Source organism: Asticcacaulis aquihabitans (assembly GCF_032490435.1).
Taxonomy (GTDB): Bacteria; Pseudomonadota; Alphaproteobacteria; order Caulobacterales; family Caulobacteraceae; genus Asticcacaulis.
In genome coordinates, this window is record NZ_JAVGWM010000002.1 from 324,168 (window position 1) to 345,146 (window position 20,979).

A 20,979-nucleotide genomic window follows, 5' to 3' on the forward strand; every position below is an offset into this window, starting at 1 on the left:
GCCTTTTGCGCCTGTACGAAGGTCGGTTTCAGGTTCGCAGAGCGTGGTGGACATGGGTGGCGGCGATTGCCGCCTGCCCCGTCGCAACACTGATCTGGTTCAAGCCGCTCACGACGTCGCCGATAGCAAACAAACCGGGTACGGTGGTTTCCTGGTAAATATCGGTAATCAGCTTTCCTTCCTCATCGCAGTCGGCACCCAGCGTCTTGGCCAAATCATTGCGCGGATGGCATCCGAACATGGGATAGACAGCGTCGAACGGGTTCAGGCGGCCAGCGTGGCGTATGCCGGCGCGCCCATCTGCCGTGACCTCGACACGGGCATCTAAGGCATGGATGATCTGAATATTCAAACGCTCGAGCGCGTCAGTATCGTTGGTGTTGAAGGCGGATGCGTCGCCCACATGATAGAGTGTCAACCGATCGGTATAGTCCCGCAAAAACGCGGCATGAGCCGCCGCATGTTCCGTGCGGGCGATGACCGCGACCGCCTTGTCTATGACTTCGTAGGCGTCACACACGGGGCATAGTCGCAATCCACCGGCCTCAATGCCTGCTCGCCAGTTCGCCTCTGACATGCCATGATCGGCAATACCCGTCGCCACGATCACGAAGCGCGCCGCCAGGGTCTGGCTCTCCAGGTCTATGGCGTAATCGCCGCCACGGTTGGTTAGCGCCATCACAGTGCCGGTAACCGTTTCAATATCATACGGCGCCAGTTGCTCATGCAGCCGGGTAAGCAGACTCGACCCCGTCACACCGTTAGGAAAAGCCGGAAAATTGTGAGAGACAGGAATGAGGCTTGCCCGGCTGTCGCCGGCATCGATGACCACGACATTGCGCCGGAAGCGCGCGAGATATAGCGCTGCCGTCAGACCGCCAGGGCCACCGCCGATTATCGCGCAGTCATAAATAGGATTCAAGCAAGCCTCGGTACTTTCCCGGCCACGGCCGTCGAGATCAGATGGAGATGTGCAACGGTGCTTGGACCAATCATAAGGTCCCGGGCCGCCGAAGCTTGCCTGGCATCTAAGGCCCACGAGGTGTGGTTTTCAGTCGGCAATGTACGAACGGGTTGTAAGCTGCCCATAAGCCAGTAGGGCCGTTTGAGGGTGCTCTGCGCCCTAAATCATCCAGATCACCGTGTCTTGCATCGGCTAGGCAAGACGCGGGCGCGATACGGTTTAGAGTCCACGGTCCTGAAGAAAGAAACGAACCATTTCTTCGCTGGCGCTTGGGCCGCGCGCGTCGGTGTATGAACCCTCGGGATGCCCTCCCGACCACGCGTGCCCCACGCCGTGTATCACCCAGTGCTCGACCACAGTCGTGCCGTTCGGGTCTGAGTACAGGGTCTGATCATATCCCCTCCCGCTAACGGCTTGGCCGGACGTCGTTGTTCGCGTAAGTGCGCGACCATTCACAACCTGCGCGACGACCTGGTCGCCATTGCGGCTGTTTACCGTTCCATCTCGATCGCCGTGAAACACGATCGTCGGCACACGGCCTACCCCGGCCAGTACCCCGGATTGAGATCCCCCCTGGCTCATGGCACCGAAGGCGGACGTCATATCGTGAGCGGCACCCACCGCCAGGCCCGAATGAACGCCAACGCCGGAAAAGACTTCCGGGTACCGAGCCCCCAGTATAGCCGCCATGGCGCCGCCCGCCGACAGACCCGCGACGAACACCTTTTGAGGGTCAATCGCGTGCACGCCGATGATATGCCGGATCATACCGACCAGGAGTGCCGGCTCGCCATGGTCTCGGCGCTGGTCGGTATCGTTGAACCAGTTCCAGCAACGGTTCATGTTCGCCGCCGCCGACTGCTCGGGATAGAGGACTAGAAAGCCATTTCTTTCGGCTAGGTCGTTCATGCCTGTACCGATAGCAAAGTCATCGGGTGACTGTGTGCAGCCATGCAACATCACAACCAACGCAGGCTGCCCTCCGGCACGTCTACTTGGAACATATAGCTTGTAGCGCCGGGCCGTGTAGCCCTGCCCGAAAGTGTGCTCCGAAAAGTGGGCGCCGGGTGGCATTGGCGGGCGGTTTCGGCCATGCGCACCCGCCTGCAGCGGGGCGCGGAATTTACCGACCAGGTCCTTGAGGTCAATTCGCGGTTTGACGGGTGGCGGCGCGCGGTCCGGCTGAGGGGGAGACGCAGCGTCCGAAGCGTCGGACCAGGCGCCATCCGCCGTCTGCCGCATCTCGATCTCAGCAGTCATCGTCATATTGCCGGCACCGACCTTTGGCCCACCGTGGCCTCGGAGTACGGCCATAGCCTCAGTCAACTTGCCAAGGCGCGTAAGACGCGTCACTTCCGCCATGTCTATGTTCATTTTCATACTCTTACTCTGGGTTACTCTTGCTTTGGGTTACCGTTACTCAGCGTATTCGGTCACGTAAGGCCGCTCGGACTTCGGACGATGCCTGCAAAGCGCCGAGGACCTCGAGCGACGCGATGGTGGCGGCGGCAAGATCAGGTGTGACATCACTGGTGATGGTCGCAAGACCGACGACCTTTATGTCCAGCCGTTCGTTGCGCGATCGGCAGCCTTCGAGATCGGCACGGGTTATGATCCGCATGCCAAGATCTAGCTGACGCCTGACGATGGATTGACGCACTGCGTCTTGCTGACGATCCAGTTGGTTGCGAATGGCCGTCCGTATGAAATCGCTCCGGTTGGCATAAAAGCCTTCCGACACAAGAAGATCGATCTGGCCAAGATCGACATAGCCGAGATTGATCGTAATCTTTTCATTGTCCGGTTGCTTCGGTTTGCCAGTCGGCATAATCACACTCCATATACCATCCACATGGATGGTATATGGAGGTTAAGTGGTGAAAATCAAGTAATCGGCGATGGTTTGTGTAGCCTTATTCAATTTTTTACGACCCGGGAAAAACACCCCCAAGACGACGAGCATTGAGGGCTCGCGTCACTCGGCCCGGCGGCGAGGAATGACGAGTCTCAGACGATCGTCCGTATTGATCAGCCCCTCCCGTTCGACAAGGGCAAGAAGACCTCGACGATGCAACGCCGCTTTGACGAATTCGCCGGCCAACTCGGGATGGCCATATTCCTGAGCGATGACCTTGCCGGGATGTTTGCAGGGCACATTTTCTTCAGTGATGAACAAGGTAGCGCCGGACGGGAATATGATCCGGGTCGAGGGTGGCAGTGTTGACAGCTCGGCGATATTCTTCGTCGCCAAATTGGCGCCAAGCCACGAGGGATAGATCCGTGACACCCCCATGGCCGCAGCCACCAGAGCACACTCTTCTACGGACACGATGGAGATTTGTCGCGTATTGGCAATTGGGGTCCCTCGCGGATGCCACGGTGTCCGCGAACATGATGCGCGCGTGAGGCTGAAATGCCGGTCACCCGCAAAACCACCGAACAGGAGCATCACCTCGCCGGTAACCTCCGTGACAAACCCTTCGCCACGCGCGATAAGAATTTCCGCTACTTTTGGCACGGGTGCACTTTAATCTCGGAACGTTTCCATTTGAGCCTTTGGCATGCGATGTCTGGCGCGGCAATCATGCGGAAACGACCTTCGAGAAGTCGGTTTGGCTTTGCGTTTCGGTCACAAACGCCAGCCTCGCACCACACGTCGGCCAGCTGCGGTTTTCCAAATAAGGCCTGTTGCCACAGGTCGCACAGCAAACGTCACGCATATCAGATGTCTGCGCCTGCGATCAGATCGACCGTTTGTTCTTCGACGGCATAGTGGATGGGCTTGAACGCATAGTTGTTCGACTGAAGCGCCGAACAGGCCGTCAAGGCCACAATCAGATCCATCTCCGCTTCGAACAGGACGTGATCGCCGGCCTTGCTCAGGGGCGGATCGACTTTAAGTTCGCCCGTCTCGCCATTGACCTGAACATTCATGAAAATATTAAACGCCACAGGAATCTGATCCGGCTTGATGCCGTAGGGCGCCAACGCGTGAGACAGGTTGCCGAAGCAGCCGTGGTGCGGATGTTCATCCCCATAGATGATCTGGAACGTTTCCTTCGAACAGGGGGTCAGTAAAAAGTCATGCCGACCGACCGTATCCTCTACGATCCGCAGCATGACATTGGACCGGTTCGAATAGAGGGGATCACCGACGCTTAGGAACAATTTGGATGCATAGTCGAGCGTCCGTCCTGACGAAATCACCTCATCGGTGTCTTGGGCGTTGAAAGCCAGCATGTCGGATACCTGCTCGCCCATCGGGTCAATCACGCGCAGGCGCTGACCTTTTTTCAGGCTGAAGGCGGTTCCGGACCGGGGCGAAATTTCGGTTATCATGCGGGGGCTCCCTGTGTGCAGAGCCGACAGTAGGAAACTGGACAAGATTCTGAGATATCGAAATGCGCCAAGAATATAATAAACGCGCAAATATGTTGTTATTTTGGGCTATTTTATAAGTTTGTCGTTTCGGAAGTATTTTACCCGATGCTTGTGCGAGGCCAACCTGAAGCGGGCCGCCTCCTTATCCCCATGACGATACACTGCGCGCCAACTCAGGAAGGTGTACAGTGTTTATAAAAGTTGACGTTCAGCAAGAATGTGAAAACGACGCAAAACTCGTCGAAAAATTCGAAGCCAAGATCAAAGACAAGGCCTTTCCGTGTGTCGGCGCGAAATCCGCCCTCTCCCGCCAGCGCATGCAATTTTTGACGGTCGGTGATATCCGCTGCCCGCGCGACGATACTGCCATTTATAACAGCCTCTGCGACTTCGCACGCGCCTACCAGGCGGCGCCAGGCCCGTTCCAAAGTTTCGTTGTCATCTTCAACACCGCAGGACGGTTGACCGAAGAGCAGTTCGAGTCGGCCCTGTGGAATCGACTCCAGGCATTAGAAGGCTTGGATGCCCAGGCCGGCCATGCCTACGACCCGCGCGTCAGCGCCGATGTCGATGATAATAACTTTTCGCTCAGTTTCGCCGGCGAAGCCTTCTTTGTTGTTGGCCTTCATCCCGAAGCCAGCCGCCCTGCCCGAAAGTTCGACATGCCGGCCGTGGTCTTCAATGCCCACGACCAGTTTGAGGGGCTAAGAACGGAAGGCAAATACGAAACCTTGCGCGAGAGCATCATTCAGCGTGACGTCGCCTTGGCTGGCGTCCAGAACCCGATGCTGGCGAGGTTCGGCGAAACATCGGAAGCCAGCCAGTATAGTGGGCGCCACGTCGGCGCCGACTGGAAATGCCCGTTTCAACGGGTGCACTCATAGACATTGCTGACCAGGGCAACGGCGTCGCCGGCCCGCGTTTTTCCAATCCAAATTTACACCCGATCGCCGTGCGTTGCGGCGCGACAACCAAGGAGACTTACATGACCGATACAAACGACATAGAGCGTAAATTCTGGCACGCGATCCGCAGCGACCGGACTGCCATGTTCTGGCTGGAGGGCACTCCAGGCTCAAAGCCGATGACCGTCCTTATTGACGGAGATTCTGACGAAGGGCCATTCTGGCTGTTTACCAGCAAACAAACGTTGGCGGTCTCCACCCTGCAACCGGGCGACAAGGCGAGCTTGGCGTTTTCGGCGAAGGGCCATGACCTGTTCGCGAGTATCGACGGCACCGTATCCATCGACAATGATCGCGGCGTTATCGACCGTCTCTGGAATCCGTTTATCGCCGCCTGGTACGAGGGCGGAAAAGATGACCCAAATCTTGTCCTGTTACGCTTTGACGCGACCGAAGCCAAGGTCTGGGTAGATGCATCAAGCCTTCTCGCCGGCGTAAAGTTGCTGTTCGGCTCGGACCCGAAGAAAGACTTCAAAGACAAGGTTGCGCAGATACCGGTTTAGGATAGCGCTACTTAAATACGATTATGATCGCCCGTTAAATCGAAAAGGGCCACCCGTCCGGGTGGCCCTTTTCGATATATGACTTGGAAAAGCAAATAGTTCCGTCTCGCGCACCCAACCAGTCTCCTCGCCGTAACCTGGCTTTGGAACAGCGACGAAAGGCGGCGCGTAAGTAGAGACCCATCAGATTGGCCATTCCAGCCCTGCCTCCCTATCGAAAATCTTGCAAAATCTTCCAATAAACACATCCAAAAAAAACGTCTGCGTCCGCTATGGCTTTTCAATCAATGAGGGGCGTACGCGTGACGATACTTAGGGTTCATCACCTGACCACCTACGCTTATCGCCAGCCGGTAGGCTTTGGCCAGCATCGCCTGATGTTCCGGCCCCGCGACAGCTACGACCAGCGTCTGCTGGACGCCACCCTGAACATTTCGCCGCTGCCGAGCGACCTTTTCTGGGTCCATGATGTCTTTGGCAATTGCCTTGCCGTAGCGGAATTTGATCAGGCCGCCGACCAGCTCCGCTTTGAGACCGATATCCTCCTCGATCACACGCCTCAGCTCGGTCCGCATTTCCGTATGGATGCGGACGCACGGACCTGGCCGTTCAGTTATGACGAAGAGGATCTTCCCGACCTGGCCCCTTGTTTGAAACGCCAGTATCCAGACGATGGCGCGACCGAAACCTGGGCACGCAAATTTATCAATCCGGCGGGGAAGACAGATACGGCTATGCTGCTGGAAACCCTGACCTACGCCATCAAAGCCGAATTTAAATATAATCGCCGCAGCAATCCCGGTACTCAGACCCCTGAAATGACGCTTTATTCGTTAAGCGGGACGTGCCGGGATTTCGCTCTGTTGATGATTGAAGCGGCGCGGGCCCTCGGTTTCGCGGCGCGCTTCGTGACAGGCTACATCTACTCCCCGGCCCGTGACACGGGCGAAAACCTGGGCGGGGGCGCCACACATGCCTGGGCGCAGATTTTCCTGCCCGGCGCCGGTTGGGTCGAATTCGATCCCACGAATGGCATCATTGGCAATCGCGACCTGATCCGTGTCGGCGTCACGCGCGATCCGCGCCAGGCACTTCCCCTGTGGGGCACCCATACCGGCACACGCCACGACTATCTGGGCATGACTGTCCAGGTCAACGTCACCACCTCAGACACACCCTTACCCCCGATATTGTGAGCGTTCCCCATGCAAATTAAAGCCGGCTACACGCTGACTTACACCTGTGTAGTTCCCACACCGATGCTGTTGTGCCTCAATATTCACCCGTCACGCCGAGCTGATTTATTGACACCACAGGAGCTGACGTTTTCGCACGGTGTAAAGGCTTGGGATTACACCGACAGCTTTGGCAATACCTGCACGCGTATAACCGCGCCTGCCGGAAAAACGACGATTTCCACGGAGTTCATCGTCTACGACTCGGGCCTGCCCGAGTACGTGCCGTTCGATGCCGTGCAACATGAGGTCCGCGACCTGCCCGATGACGTCCTCATCTTCCTGTTAGGCTCACGCTACTGCGAAACCGACAAGTTAGGCGACATCGCGTGGCAAATGTTCGGCCAGACACAGCCCGGCTGGCCACGTGTCCAGGCCATCCTCGACTTCGTGCACAACCACATTCGCTTCGATTACCAATTGGCCGACAAGACCCGCAGCGCCTTTGACGGCTATATGCAAAAAGTCGGAGTCTGCCGCGATTTCGCTCACCTGGCTCTGACTTTGTGCCGCTGCATGAATATCCCGGCGCGCTACTGCACCGGCTATCTTGGCGATATAAAAGTAGAAAAGAGCCCATCGCCCATGGATTTCTCCGGCTGGTTCGAGGTTTATCTCGGCGGACACTGGTACACGGCCGACGCCCGCCACAACACGCCACGCGTCGGTCGCATCCTAATGGCGATCGGCCGCGACGCCACCGACGTGCCGATCTCGACCCAGTTCGGCCCGGCGGTCCTGAGTGAATTTGTTGTCGTGACGGAAGAGGTGACATGACTGGCGTAAACTGGCCCAATCCTGTCGAGATATGCAATGCCGACGGCGCTTCCGACATTGTCTTGCTATGTGAGCACGCCTCGAACCATATCCCCGCGGAGTACAGCGGACTGGGCCTGACGCCGCATGACCTCACCCGCCACATAGCCTGGGATCTAGGTGCGGCGGAAGTGACCCGGCGATTGTCGGATGCATTGGGCGCTCTGGCATTCCTCGGCACTTATTCGCGCCTGCTCATCGATTTGAACCGGCCGGTCGAAGCACCAAGCAGTATAGTTACACGGTCGGAGGCTACCGATATTGCCGGCAATTTGGCGCTCGATCCCGCAGAACGCCTATGCAGAATCGAACGAATTTTCCAGCCCTATCAGGACGCGGTCACGGCCGCCCTCGACCTACGCCAGCAGGCTGGACGCCCCACGCGTCTGGTCAGCATTCACAGTTTCACGCCGATCTATCTGAACGAGGTCCGACCGTGGCATGCCGGCGTGCTATTCGGCGCGGCGGAAACTTTCGGGCTTGAGTTGCTCGATCGGCTGCGTGAGCCCGGTTTCAAAATAGAAGCCAATGTTCCCTATCAGACAAGCCGGGAAGAAGATTACGGCGTGCCAGTTCATGGAGATGACCGCGGCATTCCAGCGGTTCTCATCGAATTGAGACATGATCTGATTTCTGATGAAGCGGGAATATCGCGTATGACGGCCAAGCTGGCCGCGGCGCTGCAATAGGTGGCCTCATTCATCGGTTTGCAAACGCCCTCAATGACTGAGAACCGCTATGCTAGGATCGACATTGGCGTTCACCACAACCAACAAGGGCTTAGCAACAGTTAGCCTACGGCTGAAGACGGGCCGTCAACATCAGCGGCCGACTCTGCACTCAGGCCATCGCTTGCCCGGCGCATGGGGCCAGCATAGGCCTCGGACGCTCGTCGGCGCCGGTCGGGCCCCGTATAGGTTGCGACATCTATCCATTGCCGCTTGCTTCTCATTACCGTTTTAAGGTGGTCAATCAGAACCTGCGCCGTGAAGGGCTTGGCAATGATCTCGTTTATGCCGGCGTCGCGCGCCTTGACGACATTGCTGCGAACCGTGTGGCCCGTAATCATAATGATGGGCAGGGTCTTATTGGGGCTGTCAGAGCCGCGACGCAAAAGCTTTGCGGTTTCGATACCGTCCAGCTGATCCATCACCAGATCCAGGATCATGAGGTCAATGGACGCGACCTTAAGAACTTCAAAGGCCTCTATGCCGCTCGCCGCTTCCTTAACATTTTTGAAGCCGTTGCTGCGCAGGATCTCGCAGACGATTTTACGGATATTGTGGCTGTCGTCGACGATCAAAACCGCGAGTCGGGACAGGTCTGTACTCTCTTGAAGCGTCATATCTGTGACTTTCATGATAAGGCTCCAAGTGACAATGGGCGAGCCGATGACGATCGCTAACGACCGCCATCGGCCGGAGAAGTGTACGCTTACCAACTGAGACGCTACTGGAACGCTACTCGGACATTACTGAGACGCTACGCTTACTGTTTACGCTACGCTTCGGACGGGCTGCCCATACCGCCCTCCTCTCCGTTTCCTGCAATCGCTGCATCAACTTGCTCAGCAAGTTTCAGGAAATTCTCCGTGAATATCTCAAGACCTTCCATCATCATCTGAACGGCCTCGGGCTGCGTGGCCGCCATGACACGACCGAGGTCGAGGCATTCCTGACGCAACAGGTCAAACTTCAGTTGCGTCATCGTTACCAGGGTCAATCGTTCATCTCGCAAGCTTTCAGCCGAGAGGTGTGAGGCCAGGCGGGTGACGCCCGCCTGGGTCAGGGCAGACGGATGAACCGTAATCCGCCCTGACGTCATAGCTGGGTCCATCAGGCCGCCCTCACGTTCGCCAAGAACTTGTCCATCTCGTGATGCAGGCGCTCTGCCTGTTGCGCCAGTTCGCTGGACGAGCTAAGGACCTGGGCTGCCGCACTGCCGGTCTGCTCCGCTGCATCGGCGACACCGCCGATGTTAGACGTCACTTCGGTCGTGCCCATAGCGGCCTGGTTGACGGCGTGTACGATCTCCTGGGTCGCCGAATTTTGCTGCTCAACGGCCGAGGCGATAGCTGTCGACGCGGTGTTGATGTGGTTGATAGTGCCGCCGATGTTCTGCATGGCTTTGAAGGCACGGCTCGTCGATTCCTGAATTTGAGCAATCTTTTCGGAAATCTCGGTCGTCGCCTTGGCCGTTTGGCCGGCCAGCGCCTTGACTTCAGAGGCCACCACAGCAAAGCCCTTACCGGCTTCCCCGGCGCGGGCCGACTCTATGGTGGCGTTCAGAGCCAGAAGATTGGTCTGACTGGCCAGTCCCGAAATCATATCCACAAACCCGCCGATGCTGGTCGCGGCTTCATTGAGTTGTTCGACGATCCGCCCGGCTTCGGCGGCCTCCGTCATGGCAGTTGCCGAAATCTGAGCCGAGTTTTCCACCTGACGGCCGATTTCCGAGACAGACGCGCCCAGTTCTTCAGTGGCAGCCGCAACCGACGCCACATTCGAGCCCGCCTCTTCCGCTGCCGAGGATACCGCCAGCGACTGCGCCGAAGCCTCGTGGGCCGTGGCACTTAGTTGCTGCGCGGCGGCTTGAAGCTCCGTCGCGGCGCCTGACACGGTCGTGACGATCCCGCCGACTGATTTTTCGAATTCATTGGCCAGGTCCAGCATACCCTGGCGGCGTTCCGCTTCGGCCTTTTGTTTAAGCTCAGCCGCGGAGGCTTCCAATTCGCGGGCCTTCAGCGCATTCTCCTTGAAGATGGCCAGTCCCTTGGCGATGTCGCCGCATTCATCGTGTCGTTCCGCACCCGTCACAACCGTCTCTAGCCGGCCATCGGCCAGACCCCGCAGTTGCTCAACTGAACGCGCGATCGGTTTGGCAATGCCGAACGTGGCCATAAGCCAGCCGATGACTAGGCCCGCCAACACACCGGATATGGCAACTACGATCATGATCAGGCTTAACTTCTTGCTTTCCGCTACAGCCTTATCTGCCGTTGCCGTTCCCCGTTGATCGATCGTGGTTTCATATTGCTTGACAAGATCGGCCAGCTTATTGGCCCGCGCACGGTTCTGAGCTACGGCCTGGTAAAGACGTTGTTGCTCTCCATCCAGATGCGCCTTGGTTTTGACGTCTTCAGCCAACGCATAAACATCCTCCAAGCCTTCCCGATATTCCTTATAGGCCTGTTTTGTGGACTCCAGCAGCGCGCTTTCCTGCGCATTCGCCACCTTAGCGGTCTGTTCCGCCTGCTCCAGGAAACGTTTGTTGGCGGCGTCACTTACCTCCCTGGCCTCTTGGATCGTCTTTTCCGTTGGACTAGCGGCAATCCGATATTCTGAACGGTTCGCCATAATCACGTCCTGTGACATGCGCGCGCCGACCGTCGCCGCCGTGTCCACACGGTCAACTTCCGCCAGCGTCGCCGCCAGGTGATTAAAATTGGTGACGCCGAAATAGGCTATAAATGCCGTGATCGCGCTGATGGCCCCCACAAGCATCAGCAACTTTGCCTGAATCTTTATATTGTTAAAGTTCATAAACACTCTCCAGAATTCGAGATAGACCGAACCCGGCCGCCGTGCCGGTGCACGACCCCCAGGCCCTGCCAGATCATGGTGAATGAACTTGGTGAGGTGAAATTTAATTATGCGGGCTTATGCTACCCTAAGACGTCTCCCAAATTGACACGTTTATAGCCAATTTCGGCTCAAACTGAAAATTAAGGTGCAAAAGTGTGCCCAGTGTTTCATTTTAACTAATCGCCATTTAGGAGAGAAATTTGAAGTTACTGCCACATTCAAAAAATTGAAGTTTCAAAAGTTGCACTTAAAAATAGTTCTGCACTGTTAAAGAGATGAATTTTGATGCCTCATTTTCGATCTTTTCTGTGCGAGAAGGCGAGCACACCCTCTGGATCCACGAAAAATCGAATTCCGTGCTGCGTGAATATTTGAATGACGGCTTCAACCGTCTTATATTTGAATTGACCGGATAGCGGTTCATCAGACGAGAACATGCGATGAATGGTTGTACGCGAAATACCCGTGTGGCGCGCCAGTTCGTCATGCGTATAGCCGACTATACCGCATAGCGCTCTCAGAGTCGCTCCCGTGGCAAGCTTGATGGCGTGATCCAGTTCGGCCGGTAGCAAGGCCGACAGGGCTCGGTCTTCTATTATTACACCCCACCATTCAAGCGGGCGACCGTCTTCCCGGATGACCATGCCCTTCTTGTGGTATTTTCGTGGCACGCCGTCCGCACCGAATATCCGCATGCTGACCGAAAAATCTTCCCCGGCCGACATGGCGCGGGCTATGGCCGACAGGGCCACCTCCCGGTCACCCGGATGAATGGAGTCGGCCGACAGAGGATCGAAATTCGGCACCACCCCTTCGAGATTGCCCGTCGTAAAATGTTCAAATAGACGACCGCCAGCGTCTGCACTCCAGATGCACTCAACGCCAAAATATGCCATCAGGGCGTCAACGCGACGGGCGTTGTAGGTTTTTGAACGCAGCAGCGTTTCTTCGGCACTTACGTCTTGGGCGAGGGCCACAATCTTCTGAACGCGCCCGTCCCCTCCCAGCAAAGCCTGGTACTTCAGAGATATATAGCGTGCCTGCGCGATCGCCCCGCCCAGGCGATATGTCCTGGGCGGCGGTTCATGCCCCCGACGAATGACCGTCATGTCCTCAATGAACAAGGCTCGATCCGATGCATGAATGGCACGCGACACCACATCAAGGGCCATAGGCTCGGTGTCACTTAACCCCAGAAGGTGCTTCAGCCCGTTTGAAAAAACAATCGGTTCTTCCGGACTGGCGATTGAAATTTCAATCCGCCCCAGCTTTGCCACCTGCTCCATGATCGAAATGACATGCAGTGAGGTCAGTTTGCGGCTATAAGGCATGTTGCATCTCCGCGCGAAGTTCCGAGGCATAGCCTTTAAGGCGAAGATGCCGCCGGCCACTTACGCCCAGAATAAAAGAGACAGCTTCAGTCAAGGTCGCCCGGACTCAACCACGCCAGGGCCTCGTCGATGGCGGGAAAGGTCCTCATGGTTTTGGCGGGATAGAGTTCCGCCAGGACGCCCCCTTGGACGCGGTCATCCATGGCGGGGCTGATCACGGCCAACTTGCGGGCGGGTGCCGTCTGGGTGAGTAGGTGTAAACATCTACGCGCCAGAAACTGATAACCCCTGTAGTCAGAAACTGTATCGAGCCTGCGCGTATCGATGAGTATATTATATAGCCCCGTCCCCTTCAGTTTCTGTGACGTTTCGAGAAAGTGACGGGCGAACACCCAGCCGGGAACCCTTCCCATAAGGCGGAAGCTCACGAGTTTGTCAGCATCGCCAATATCTATTTTGACGCGATAAGGCGCACGCGGCCTATCACCGATAGCTATCCGAGGAATGACCATAAGACTGCTAAACGACCCCCGAAGCTTGGAAGTTAAACCTCACCACACAGAGGGACTATGCACACGACAGGCCGTGCGGACGGCATGCACTCTGGTGAGAGACGTGGCCTGACCGCCCGGCGGTAGCGGCAGGTCGGCCAAAGACACAATCGTCACGCGAAAAAGACGTATGGCCTACCGCCTAATTCGATAATCGAATTAAAGCGGGCGCCGGTTAACGCTAGATTAACGGCCGGTATTTTACAGTTGAAAGATATGTCGGGTGATTTACGAGATCGAATTTGGCCTCCCCTCCGATGGCACGGATGTGGGGACTGACGCATACACCGATTATCTCAATCAACTGCTCGGCAAAGACATGTGGGCCGCATTCGAAACGGTTCTGGTAAGCGATGCGATTGAAAACCGCCCGATGACATTCAGGTTCATTTGTAGGGCACCGGCCTTGATGACGTTGAAGTGGGCCGATATTCGCGATGGCAGACGCCGCATCATTGCAGAGAGGCCGCTTACGGGGGCCGAACGGCGGCATTATCGCGCTATTTTAGGCGGACGTTTCCCTTGGGAATAGCCTTAGGTGCCGGCGAAACCGATTGTTCAACCTTAATCTGCTTATGAATCTGGGCGACCAAAGGCACCGGATCTATATCCAGGAGGGTACATAGGTTGAGGAACTCAATCAGTTCCAGGTTGCGTTGGTAGGTTTCAACCTTGGCGACTATACTCTGATGGCGTCTCCATACCTTTGCCAGGTCGTACTGGCTCCATGACTTGGCTATTCGCGCTTCTATCAATCGATCAACCGCAATCTGATGGAATGGACTTGTGGGATGTCTTGGTGCGCTGCTCACTGGAATCGCCTAAAAAGAGAGGTTTTCCCTCTATAGGGCTTTTTTTGGAGATACAATATCAATGTGTTAACCAAAAAGGATACCTCAGTAACCTGCCGAAGATCACGTTATCGGTTCGATTCAGGGCAAGTCCATAAAATATCCCGTTACCGCAGGCATATTATGTCGCCACGCGCTGTTTCCCACCCGGTACCCCGCACCTCCTTAGACTGCTCTGAGATATTTCGGCGGTCTCATAGCGAACGTGGATTATCTATGGTGGTGCTGGAGCGATGACACGGTCGCTTTAGCGAGCCAGATGTGCAGACATTCGCTTTATCGTCAGCGGGGGTGATTACTTTTCCTCGTCCGGGTAGGGCCCGACACCGCCATTGGCGATAAAGGCATCAATATGGGCCGTCAGGACGGGCAAGGGGACCGAGCCCAGTTCCAAAACAGCGTCGTGAAAGGCGCGGATATTGAACCGTTCGCCCAGCGCCTGCTCCGCCTTTGCGCGGGCATCTCGGATCGCCATTTCGCCGAGATAGTAGCTTAAGGCCTGGCCCGGCCAGGAAATATAGCGATCTACCTCGGTTTCGATCTCATGCTCGGACAAGGCGGTGTTTTCGCGCAGATAGGCCTGGGCCTGGGCACGCGTCCACCCCTGGGCATGGATGCCGGTATCAACGACCAGTCGGGCTGCCCGCCAGGCCTGGTAACTGAGATAACCGAACCGGTCATAGGGTGTTTCATACATACCCATCTCAACGCCCAGATATTCGGAGTAAAGCGCCCATCCTTCGCCATAGGCCGAGATATAGGTTTTCTGACGGAATTCCGGCAGGGTCTTGTTTTCCAGGGCCAACGGCATCTGGAAGGCATGACCCGGCGCCGATTCATGCAGGGTCAGGGCAGTCAGCTGGAACAGGGGCCGCGACTTCAGATCATAGGTATTGACGTAGTAGGTGCCCGGCCCACCGCGCCCGGAGGTGTAGAAGGGCGCGATTTCCGGGGCGACAGGTACGATACCGAACCGCTGACGCGGCAGGCGGCCGAACCATTTGCCAGCAACGCCGTCGAACCGTTTGGCCGTCCAGGCGGCTCGATCGAGCAGGTCCTGCGGCGTCTTGGCGTAGAATTGCGGATCGGCGCGTAAAAAGGCCAGAAAGGCCGGCAGGTCGCCGTCGAAATGTACGGACTTCATCACGTCCAGCATCTGCTCGCGGATAAGCGCCATCTGCAGAAGGCCGATCTGGTGTATCTGCGCCGGTGGCAGGTCGAGCGTGGTGTATTCACGAATCTTGGATTGGTAATAGGCGGCGCCGTCCGGCAATTGGCTGGCGCCGAGCGCCGTTTGCGCGTGCGGGATATAGTCGGTCGTCAGGAAGGCGTAGAGGGTCTTATGCGCCGGCACCACCGACGTGGTGATCGCCTTGACCGCCTGGGCGCGCAGGTCGGCCTGGACGTCGGTGGGAATGGTCGCCGGCATGGTGAGAAACGGTTTGTAGAAGACGCTATCCTGCGGTTTGGCGTCGATGACGGTCCGAACGGAGACCTCACGGCCTGTCAGGGTGACTTGCGGGGGCGTGAAATGGCGCTTGAGCCCGGCCCGCATATTGACGATCTGCTGATCGAAATACCACGGCATGTCGTTCAACTGGCTCAGATAGTTCTTGTAATCCTGAACCGTATGAAAATTGGCTTCGGTGACATAGGCCAGATCGCTCCAGAAGCTGCTGTCGGAATTGACCGGTTTTTCATATTCGCGAAACCGCCCTTCGGCGACATAGGCGTCGATCTGGCCCTTATAGACCTGGAAATTGATCTGGTTTTCGCGCGACAACGCGGTCTGGTCGACGGCGGCCAGCTTGCTCTCGACACCCTGCCAATAGGCCAGCCGTTCACCTTGCGACTTGGCGCTGACATCAGGCAGATGTGGCGCAATCCCAGTATCGACATTGTCTTCGCCACTAGCCAGCAGGGATTGGCGCCAGGTCCATTCCGCCGTGTAGATCGCCCTGAACTGGTCGTCGGGCGTTTGCGCGGCGACCTGAGCTGCCGCCGGCAACGCCACCACAAGTGCCAAGGGCGTGGTCAGGAGGTGTAGGACAAGACGGGGTGCAGGGTTACGCATGACAGCCTCATTTCATATGAAACGGCACCATGGCACGGCACTTAAGCCCGATCAATCGGGTGGCAACAGACCGAAATGGTCGAGAATGGCGCCGTGGTCCTCGAAGAAGTGGCCGCGGAGTGCCGGCAGTTCGACGAGCGGTAGCCATGTCGCGGTTTCGGCATCGTCGGCGCCCGCGACGTCCGGCAATTCGCCGTCGAGGCGGAAGACGAACGCATGGGTGATCACGCGGCCACGGGAGGATCTTTTCGGGTCATCGAACACTTCGCGCGCCACCAGTTCGAACGCAACCTCCGTCAGGTCCAGGCCCGTTTCTTCCTGAAGCTCGCGCAGGGCCGATTCGACGAGGGTTTCGTCAACGTCGATAAAGCCCCCGGGCAAGGCCCATTGCCCCCTACCCGGCATAGCACCGCGTTTGACCAGCAAAATCCGGTCAGAGGCTATGATGATGACATCCACGGTGACGAGCGTAGCCGGATAGGGCGCCGCTTCCCAGCTGTCACGATAGGCCTCGACATAGACCTGTTCCTCGTATAGCGCGAGGTAGCCCGGCGTACCATCAAAAGACATCAGTATATCCGCCATGGCGTCAGGCACTTCGCTTTCGAAGGCTTCGGGGCCCTCATTGAAAAAGGCCCCGCGCATGTCTTCTGCGTCAGCGGAGAAGTCGGGCGCCTCGCTATAGTCCCATTCCTCGACGTCAATACCGCCGACCTTGAGGATACGACTTTGCGGCCCGGCAATCGCCTCGACCGCGGACCGCAAGGCGGCGGCGGCCAAGTCCGGGCGATAGCGATGATCACGAACCGAAGTAATCAAGACGCCCTGGCTTTCCTCCCCCAGGCCGGCGCGCAGCAAACTTTCACGCTCCTCCGCCGTCCATGGCATCTGCACCGACGGAGCAATATCCGCCCCTTCGATAACCAATATGATTGCACCGGCCCGCATCCCGACGGTTTCGATCAGGGCCAGCTCGCCCGGTGTCACCGGGGCGAAGGGGCTGGCGATCACGGCAAAATCATACTCGGACATGGGGTCTCCTACCGGTGTGTCACACACCGCGCACGGTGTCGGCCAGATCCTGCCAGGCCTGTTGATTCCAGAAGATACGGGCCTGACCTGACGGCGAAGGCAAGACATAAATTCGGGTATCCCCGACTTTTTCCGGTTGAAAGCCGAGTGCGATGTCACCGGTCGCTCGCCCGAGATACACACTGGCGCCCGTCTTGCTGGTAAAGGCCAGGATAGCCGGCTGATAGCGAAGAATTTTCTGGCGCAGGGCTTCGGCATCGAGCGCACCGGCGGGCAATTGGTTGTCATTGCCATAGTGCGCCTTGCACAGGTCGGTCAGGCCAATGCCGTAGTCGAGCAACTGCGCATAGTCTTGCGGCCTGACCAAGCCCGGCGTCAGTCCGGTATTGTGCAGGGTTCGCCAAAAAAAGTTGCCCGGATTGGCGTAGTAGGCGCGACGCTCTGCCGAAACGCGCCCCAGAGCCGTGCCGCAGAAAACAAGCTTCAAACCGGGCCCCAACAGGTCGGGCACGTGATCGTCTGGCAAGGCGCCAAATTTATCGAGTTTGGACATGGTGTGCATGTGGGAGGTCAGACCGCCGATGCAAGGCGGCTTGCACCCCGCGCGAAATCCGATACCCTGAAAAAAAGACGGGGAACACGCCAACATGCCTTTGATCCAAAACCTGAGCTGGCTCGATCTGGGTGTGTTCGGTCTGTACGTTGGCGGCCTGATCCTGATGGGTGTCTTGGATCGTCGGCGCCAGATGAAGGCGCGCGAACACTTTCTCGGCGGCAATTCGGCCTCCTGGCCACGCATCGGATTTGCACTCTATGCCTCGACCATTTCCGCAACCTCCCTGGTCGGACTGACCGGAGCCGCCTATTCGCACGGCATTTCTGTCTACAATTACGAATGGATGGCCGCGGTCGTGCTAACCATCTTCTGCGCCTTCGTCCTGCCGACCTATATCAAATCTCAGGTCTTTACCGTGCCGGAGTTCCTGGAGCTGCGTTACGGCAAGTTCGTGCGCACCTACGTTTCGGCCCTGTCGGTCGTTCTGGGTATTTTCCTCGATGCCGCGGGCGGATTGTTCGCCGGGGCCGTCCTGTTCCAGATCCTCTTTCCCGACTGGGTGCTTTGGCAGGTCTGCGCCCTGCTTGCCCTACTGGCCGGCGCCTTCCTGATCTCCGGCGGCCTGCGGGCGGTCATTATGGTCGAAAGTGTGCAGGGACTGGTCATGGTCATTGCCGCATCCGGCATCGCCTTCTTCACCTTTCAGGCCGCCGGGGGCTGGAACCACGTCATGTCACAACTGGACCCCGCGCATCTGAAGCTGGTCATGCCCGCTTCAGACAAGGACATGCCATGGACGGGCCTTCTGACGGGCGTGCCGCTCATCGGCTTTTACTTCTGGTGCACAAACCAGATCATGGTCCAACGCGTTCTGGCCGCCAAGTCTCTGGACCACGGCCGCTGGGGCTCTTTGATGGGCGGCGCGCTGAAACTGACCAATCTGTTCCTGGTCATCCTGCCGGGCGCCGCAGCGGTGTTGCTCTTTCCTCACCTCGCCCAGCCCGACCAGGTGTTTTCGCACATCGTTTTCGAGGTCATGCCGCACGGCCTCATCGGACTTATCCTCGCGGCTTGCCTGATTTCAATCCTGGCTAATCTGTCTGCCGTCTATAATTCGACCTCGACCCTGCTGACGATGGACTTTATCCGCAAACTGCGTCCCGGCATGACGGACGTACAACTGGTGCGCACTGGCAAGATCGTCATTGTGGCGCTAATGGTCATTTCCGTTCTGTGGACGCCTCAGATCATCCATTTCCAGGACACGCTGTGGAAATATCTCCAGGCGGTCCTGTGCTACTTCGTTCCCCCAATCGCCGCTGTCTTCCTGGCGGGCCTGTTCATCAAGCGCGTCAATACGGCCGGCGCAGCAGCCGGCCTCATCGTCGGGACGACCGCCAGTCTGGTTCTGTTCGTCGACGCCTTTCAGTTTCACGTCTTTCCACTGCACTTCCTGGTCGCCGCCGTGGTCATTTTCGTCATCGCCGGCGCCGCCCTCCTTATAGGCAGCCTGTTCCGCCCGGCCCCGGACCCAGCGACCGTCAGCCACCTGATGTTCGCCAAGGATGTCTGGAAAGCCGAAACCGACCATCTCAGGGAGGTGAAATGGTATCAGAACTACCGCATTCTATCCGTCGCCCTCCTAATCTTAACCGGTGCCATCGTTGTCTGGTTTGCCTAGGCCCCGCCACTCTGCTAGCCTCGCACTATAAGCCGCAAAGGCGCCCGCGAAACGATTGGAAACGCTTTTTAAGGAGCCTGTCCCGTGATGTCCCACACCCATATATCCTGCCTGGTCGTCATGGCTCTTTTTATGCCATTGGCCGCCAACGCCGACCCGTCGATTGCGCCCGCCAAAGATTCCCTAGCCATAGATGAACCGGGCGGTGTGCCCACCGGCTACACGCTGAAATGGTCCGATGAGTTCGATACGCCGGGCCTGCCCAATCCCGCGCTCTGGCGATACGACACCAAGGCCAACAAGACCGGTTGGGCCAACCACGAACGGCAATATTACGCCAACGCCCGCCCAGAGAACTCGCGAGTCGAGGATGGCACCCTCATCATCGAGGCGCGTAAGGAAGACCTTAAGGACAAATCGGATTGGGGCGGCCAGCACTATAGCTCGGCGCGCCTGTTATCGAAGAAGACCTACAAATACGGCTATGTCGAGGTACGCGCCCAATTGCCATGCGGTTTGGGTGTCTGGCCCGCCATCTGGCAGCTTCCGGCAACCGATAGGCTGAAATGGCCCGACGACGGCGAAATCGACATCATGGAATATGTCGGATGGGACAAGGATGTCATCTATCACACCATCCATACCGGCCTGTATAACCACGTAAAGGGCACGCAAAAAGGCATTCTGAAGGCTATGCCAGCGGTGTGCGGCCAGTGGCATACCTATAGTCTTCTGTGGACGCCTAATGAGATCAAAGAAGGCATTGACGGCCGGTATTATTTCCATTTTCGCAATGACGGCAAGGGCAACACGGGCACCTGGCCCTTCGACCGCGCGCACAACTTGATCCTGAACCTCGCCGTCGGCGGCGATTTTGGCGGCAAGACAGGTGTGGACGACTCAAGCCTGCCCTGGCAGTTCAAAATCGACTATGTTCGGGTTTATCAGAAACAATAAAGTGGCCCTCCGAGTCTCGGGAACCGGGAGGGCCGTGATTGTCCTGCGCGAACTGATTGCAACAGGGAGACGTTGCAATCACAGCCATTCCTCGCCGGATGCGTGACGTCGCCTTCGTACGCGTAAGCCCACCATATGTAAACCTAGGCTGACAAGGTTGTCAGATAGATAATTCCTGGCCGACAAAATACAAGATATTGATATATAATATATTTTTACTGAAAATTAGTGCAAAAAAATTTATCCGCCGATCGCCAAGTCTCAAAATCTGTCTTGAAATGCTGACAATAGCGTAAGGCCAAATCGCGTCACTTGCTTTGAGAGATTACAAAAATATCAATAAAATCATATTCCTGCGCCTTGTCCCTCGCCAAGGGCAAGCTTGCCGTGTTTCCAACCGCGTGTTAGCGTTACCCATAGCCTCCCGTCACGAGACAGGTCTGCATGTCCACAACGCCCCGCCACGACAGTTTTGCAATGCCGCACGCTGATAAATTC

21 protein-coding genes are annotated in these 20,979 nt (G+C 57.2%); 8 read left to right on the top strand and 13 right to left on the bottom strand.

From position 1 onward, the window contains the following. Window positions 1-28: 28 nt before the first annotated feature. The 5 genes from RCJ00_RS08360 to RCJ00_RS08380 all read right to left on the bottom strand — a co-directional run bounded on the left by RCJ00_RS08360 (window position 29) and on the right by RCJ00_RS08380 (window position 4,303). Entirely contained in the window at window positions 29-922 is an 894-nt protein-coding gene (locus tag RCJ00_RS08360) for an NAD(P)/FAD-dependent oxidoreductase (protein WP_316221345.1), read from the bottom strand. A 261-nt stretch (window positions 923-1,183) separates the two neighbouring features. Next, the gene (locus RCJ00_RS08365) at window positions 1,184-2,344 is read right to left on the bottom strand and encodes an extracellular catalytic domain type 1 short-chain-length polyhydroxyalkanoate depolymerase (RefSeq protein WP_316221346.1); all 1,161 of its coding nucleotides are present in this window, start codon (window positions 2,342-2,344) and stop codon (window positions 1,184-1,186) included. A 40-nt stretch (window positions 2,345-2,384) separates the two neighbouring features. Continuing rightward, the gene (locus RCJ00_RS08370; RefSeq protein WP_316221347.1) at window positions 2,385-2,792 is read right to left on the bottom strand and encodes a ribbon-helix-helix domain-containing protein; all 408 of its coding nucleotides are present in this window, start codon (window positions 2,790-2,792) and stop codon (window positions 2,385-2,387) included. 147 nt (window positions 2,793-2,939) lie between these two features. Next, window positions 2,940-3,482: an MOSC domain-containing protein gene (locus tag RCJ00_RS08375; RefSeq protein WP_316221348.1), complete on the bottom strand. Its 543-nt coding sequence runs from the start codon at window positions 3,480-3,482 to the stop codon at window positions 2,940-2,942. Between the two features lie 203 nt (window positions 3,483-3,685). Beyond that, window positions 3,686-4,303: a DUF1989 domain-containing protein gene (locus tag RCJ00_RS08380; RefSeq protein ID WP_316221349.1), complete on the bottom strand. Its 618-nt coding sequence runs from the start codon at window positions 4,301-4,303 to the stop codon at window positions 3,686-3,688. A gap of 230 nt (window positions 4,304-4,533) precedes the next feature. On the opposite strand from RCJ00_RS08380, the gene gntA reads away from it, so the two are divergent. The 5 genes from gntA to RCJ00_RS08405 all read left to right on the top strand — a co-directional run bounded on the left by gntA (window position 4,534) and on the right by RCJ00_RS08405 (window position 8,553). Beyond that, on the top strand, window positions 4,534-5,229 hold the full coding sequence (gene gntA / locus RCJ00_RS08385; protein WP_316221350.1) for a guanitoxin biosynthesis heme-dependent pre-guanitoxin N-hydroxylase GntA: 696 nt from the start codon (window positions 4,534-4,536) through the stop codon (window positions 5,227-5,229). A gap of 101 nt (window positions 5,230-5,330) precedes the next feature. Further along, window positions 5,331-5,813 carry a pyridoxamine 5'-phosphate oxidase family protein gene (locus RCJ00_RS08390; RefSeq protein WP_316221351.1) on the top strand — a complete coding sequence of 161 codons (483 nt, stop codon included), beginning with the start codon at window positions 5,331-5,333 and terminating at the stop codon, window positions 5,811-5,813. A 302-nt stretch (window positions 5,814-6,115) separates the two neighbouring features. Then, window positions 6,116-7,009, top strand: a complete 894-nt coding sequence (locus RCJ00_RS08395) for a transglutaminase family protein (protein ID WP_316221352.1) — start codon at window positions 6,116-6,118, stop codon at window positions 7,007-7,009. Window positions 7,010-7,018: 9 nt separating this feature from the next. Further along, window positions 7,019-7,825: a transglutaminase-like domain-containing protein gene (locus RCJ00_RS08400; RefSeq protein ID WP_316221353.1), complete on the top strand. Its 807-nt coding sequence runs from the start codon at window positions 7,019-7,021 to the stop codon at window positions 7,823-7,825. Then, on the top strand, window positions 7,822-8,553 hold the full coding sequence (locus tag RCJ00_RS08405; protein WP_316221354.1) for an N-formylglutamate amidohydrolase: 732 nt from the start codon (window positions 7,822-7,824) through the stop codon (window positions 8,551-8,553). Before RCJ00_RS08400 ends, RCJ00_RS08405 begins: the two co-directional genes overlap by 4 nt. Before the next feature lie 101 nt (window positions 8,554-8,654). Here RCJ00_RS08405 and RCJ00_RS08410 read toward each other — a convergent pair whose 3' ends face one another. The 5 genes from RCJ00_RS08410 to RCJ00_RS08430 all read right to left on the bottom strand — a co-directional run bounded on the left by RCJ00_RS08410 (window position 8,655) and on the right by RCJ00_RS08430 (window position 13,192). Next, window positions 8,655-9,224: a response regulator gene (locus RCJ00_RS08410; RefSeq protein WP_316221355.1), complete on the bottom strand. Its 570-nt coding sequence runs from the start codon at window positions 9,222-9,224 to the stop codon at window positions 8,655-8,657. A 140-nt stretch (window positions 9,225-9,364) separates the two neighbouring features. Continuing rightward, complete coding sequence (locus RCJ00_RS08415; RefSeq protein ID WP_316221356.1) at window positions 9,365-9,700, bottom strand: hypothetical protein; 336 nt, start codon at window positions 9,698-9,700, stop codon at window positions 9,365-9,367. After that, window positions 9,700-11,406, bottom strand: a complete 1,707-nt coding sequence (locus RCJ00_RS08420) for a methyl-accepting chemotaxis protein (protein WP_316221357.1) — start codon at window positions 11,404-11,406, stop codon at window positions 9,700-9,702. The genes RCJ00_RS08415 and RCJ00_RS08420 overlap by 1 nt, the downstream gene beginning before the upstream one ends. 332 nt (window positions 11,407-11,738) lie before the next feature. Beyond that, the gene (locus RCJ00_RS08425; RefSeq protein ID WP_316221358.1) at window positions 11,739-12,779 is read right to left on the bottom strand and encodes a PAS domain-containing protein; all 1,041 of its coding nucleotides are present in this window, start codon (window positions 12,777-12,779) and stop codon (window positions 11,739-11,741) included. Between the two features lie 86 nt (window positions 12,780-12,865). Beyond that, window positions 12,866-13,192 (bottom strand): hypothetical protein, encoded by a 327-nt coding sequence (locus RCJ00_RS08430; protein WP_316221359.1) that lies wholly within the window; start codon window positions 13,190-13,192, stop codon window positions 12,866-12,868. Between the two features lie 361 nt (window positions 13,193-13,553). On the opposite strand from RCJ00_RS08430, the gene RCJ00_RS08435 reads away from it, so the two are divergent. After that, a complete protein-coding gene (locus RCJ00_RS08435) occupies window positions 13,554-13,862 on the top strand; it encodes a hypothetical protein (protein ID WP_316221360.1) in 309 nt (102 codons plus the stop codon). 614 nt (window positions 13,863-14,476) lie between these two features. On the opposite strand, the gene RCJ00_RS08440 is transcribed toward RCJ00_RS08435, so the two are convergent. Genes RCJ00_RS08440 through RCJ00_RS08450 form a run of 3 tightly spaced genes read right to left on the bottom strand, consistent with a single transcriptional unit; the run spans window position 14,477 to window position 17,840 of the window. Then, window positions 14,477-16,255: a DUF885 domain-containing protein gene (locus RCJ00_RS08440; RefSeq protein ID WP_316221361.1), complete on the bottom strand. Its 1,779-nt coding sequence runs from the start codon at window positions 16,253-16,255 to the stop codon at window positions 14,477-14,479. Between the two features lie 51 nt (window positions 16,256-16,306). Further along, entirely contained in the window at window positions 16,307-17,287 is a 981-nt protein-coding gene (locus tag RCJ00_RS08445; protein WP_316221362.1) for an NUDIX domain-containing protein, read from the bottom strand. 19 nt (window positions 17,288-17,306) lie between these two features. Further along, window positions 17,307-17,840: a mismatch-specific DNA-glycosylase gene (locus RCJ00_RS08450; protein WP_316221363.1), complete on the bottom strand. Its 534-nt coding sequence runs from the start codon at window positions 17,838-17,840 to the stop codon at window positions 17,307-17,309. A gap of 94 nt (window positions 17,841-17,934) precedes the next feature. On the opposite strand from RCJ00_RS08450, the gene RCJ00_RS08455 reads away from it, so the two are divergent. Continuing rightward, a complete protein-coding gene (locus RCJ00_RS08455) occupies window positions 17,935-19,524 on the top strand; it encodes a sodium:solute symporter family transporter (RefSeq protein WP_316221364.1) in 1,590 nt (529 codons plus the stop codon). 87 nt (window positions 19,525-19,611) lie between these two features. After that, a complete protein-coding gene (locus RCJ00_RS08460) occupies window positions 19,612-20,481 on the top strand; it encodes a glycoside hydrolase family 16 protein (RefSeq protein WP_316221365.1) in 870 nt (289 codons plus the stop codon). Window positions 20,482-20,979: the final 498 nt, after the last annotated feature.

Excerpts from the sequence above, each read along its gene's own strand:
- RCJ00_RS08365 (WP_316221346.1), bottom strand. The coding sequence starts at position 2,344 with ATGAAAATGAACATAGACATGGCGGAAGTGACGCGTCTTACGCGCCTT.
- RCJ00_RS08370 (WP_316221347.1), bottom strand. The coding sequence starts at position 2,792 with ATGCCGACTGGCAAACCGAAGCAACCGGACAATGAAAAGATTACGATC.
- RCJ00_RS08380 (WP_316221349.1), bottom strand. The coding sequence starts at position 4,303 with ATGATAACCGAAATTTCGCCCCGGTCCGGAACCGCCTTCAGCCTGAAA.
- RCJ00_RS08390 (WP_316221351.1), top strand. The coding sequence starts at position 5,331 with ATGACCGATACAAACGACATAGAGCGTAAATTCTGGCACGCGATCCGC.
- RCJ00_RS08400 (WP_316221353.1), top strand. The coding sequence starts at position 7,019 with ATGCAAATTAAAGCCGGCTACACGCTGACTTACACCTGTGTAGTTCCC.
- RCJ00_RS08405 (WP_316221354.1), top strand. The coding sequence starts at position 7,822 with ATGACTGGCGTAAACTGGCCCAATCCTGTCGAGATATGCAATGCCGAC.
- RCJ00_RS08410 (WP_316221355.1), bottom strand. The coding sequence starts at position 9,224 with ATGAAAGTCACAGATATGACGCTTCAAGAGAGTACAGACCTGTCCCGA.
- RCJ00_RS08415 (WP_316221356.1), bottom strand. The coding sequence starts at position 9,700 with ATGGACCCAGCTATGACGTCAGGGCGGATTACGGTTCATCCGTCTGCC.
- RCJ00_RS08420 (WP_316221357.1), bottom strand. The coding sequence starts at position 11,406 with ATGAACTTTAACAATATAAAGATTCAGGCAAAGTTGCTGATGCTTGTG.
- RCJ00_RS08425 (WP_316221358.1), bottom strand. The coding sequence starts at position 12,779 with ATGCCTTATAGCCGCAAACTGACCTCACTGCATGTCATTTCGATCATG.
- RCJ00_RS08430 (WP_316221359.1), bottom strand. The coding sequence starts at position 13,192 with ATGGGAAGGGTTCCCGGCTGGGTGTTCGCCCGTCACTTTCTCGAAACG.
- RCJ00_RS08440 (WP_316221361.1), bottom strand. The coding sequence starts at position 16,255 with ATGCGTAACCCTGCACCCCGTCTTGTCCTACACCTCCTGACCACGCCC.
- RCJ00_RS08445 (WP_316221362.1), bottom strand. The coding sequence starts at position 17,287 with ATGTCCGAGTATGATTTTGCCGTGATCGCCAGCCCCTTCGCCCCGGTG.
- RCJ00_RS08450 (WP_316221363.1), bottom strand. The coding sequence starts at position 17,840 with ATGTCCAAACTCGATAAATTTGGCGCCTTGCCAGACGATCACGTGCCC.
- RCJ00_RS08455 (WP_316221364.1), top strand. The coding sequence starts at position 17,935 with ATGCCTTTGATCCAAAACCTGAGCTGGCTCGATCTGGGTGTGTTCGGT.
- RCJ00_RS08460 (WP_316221365.1), top strand. The coding sequence starts at position 19,612 with ATGTCCCACACCCATATATCCTGCCTGGTCGTCATGGCTCTTTTTATG.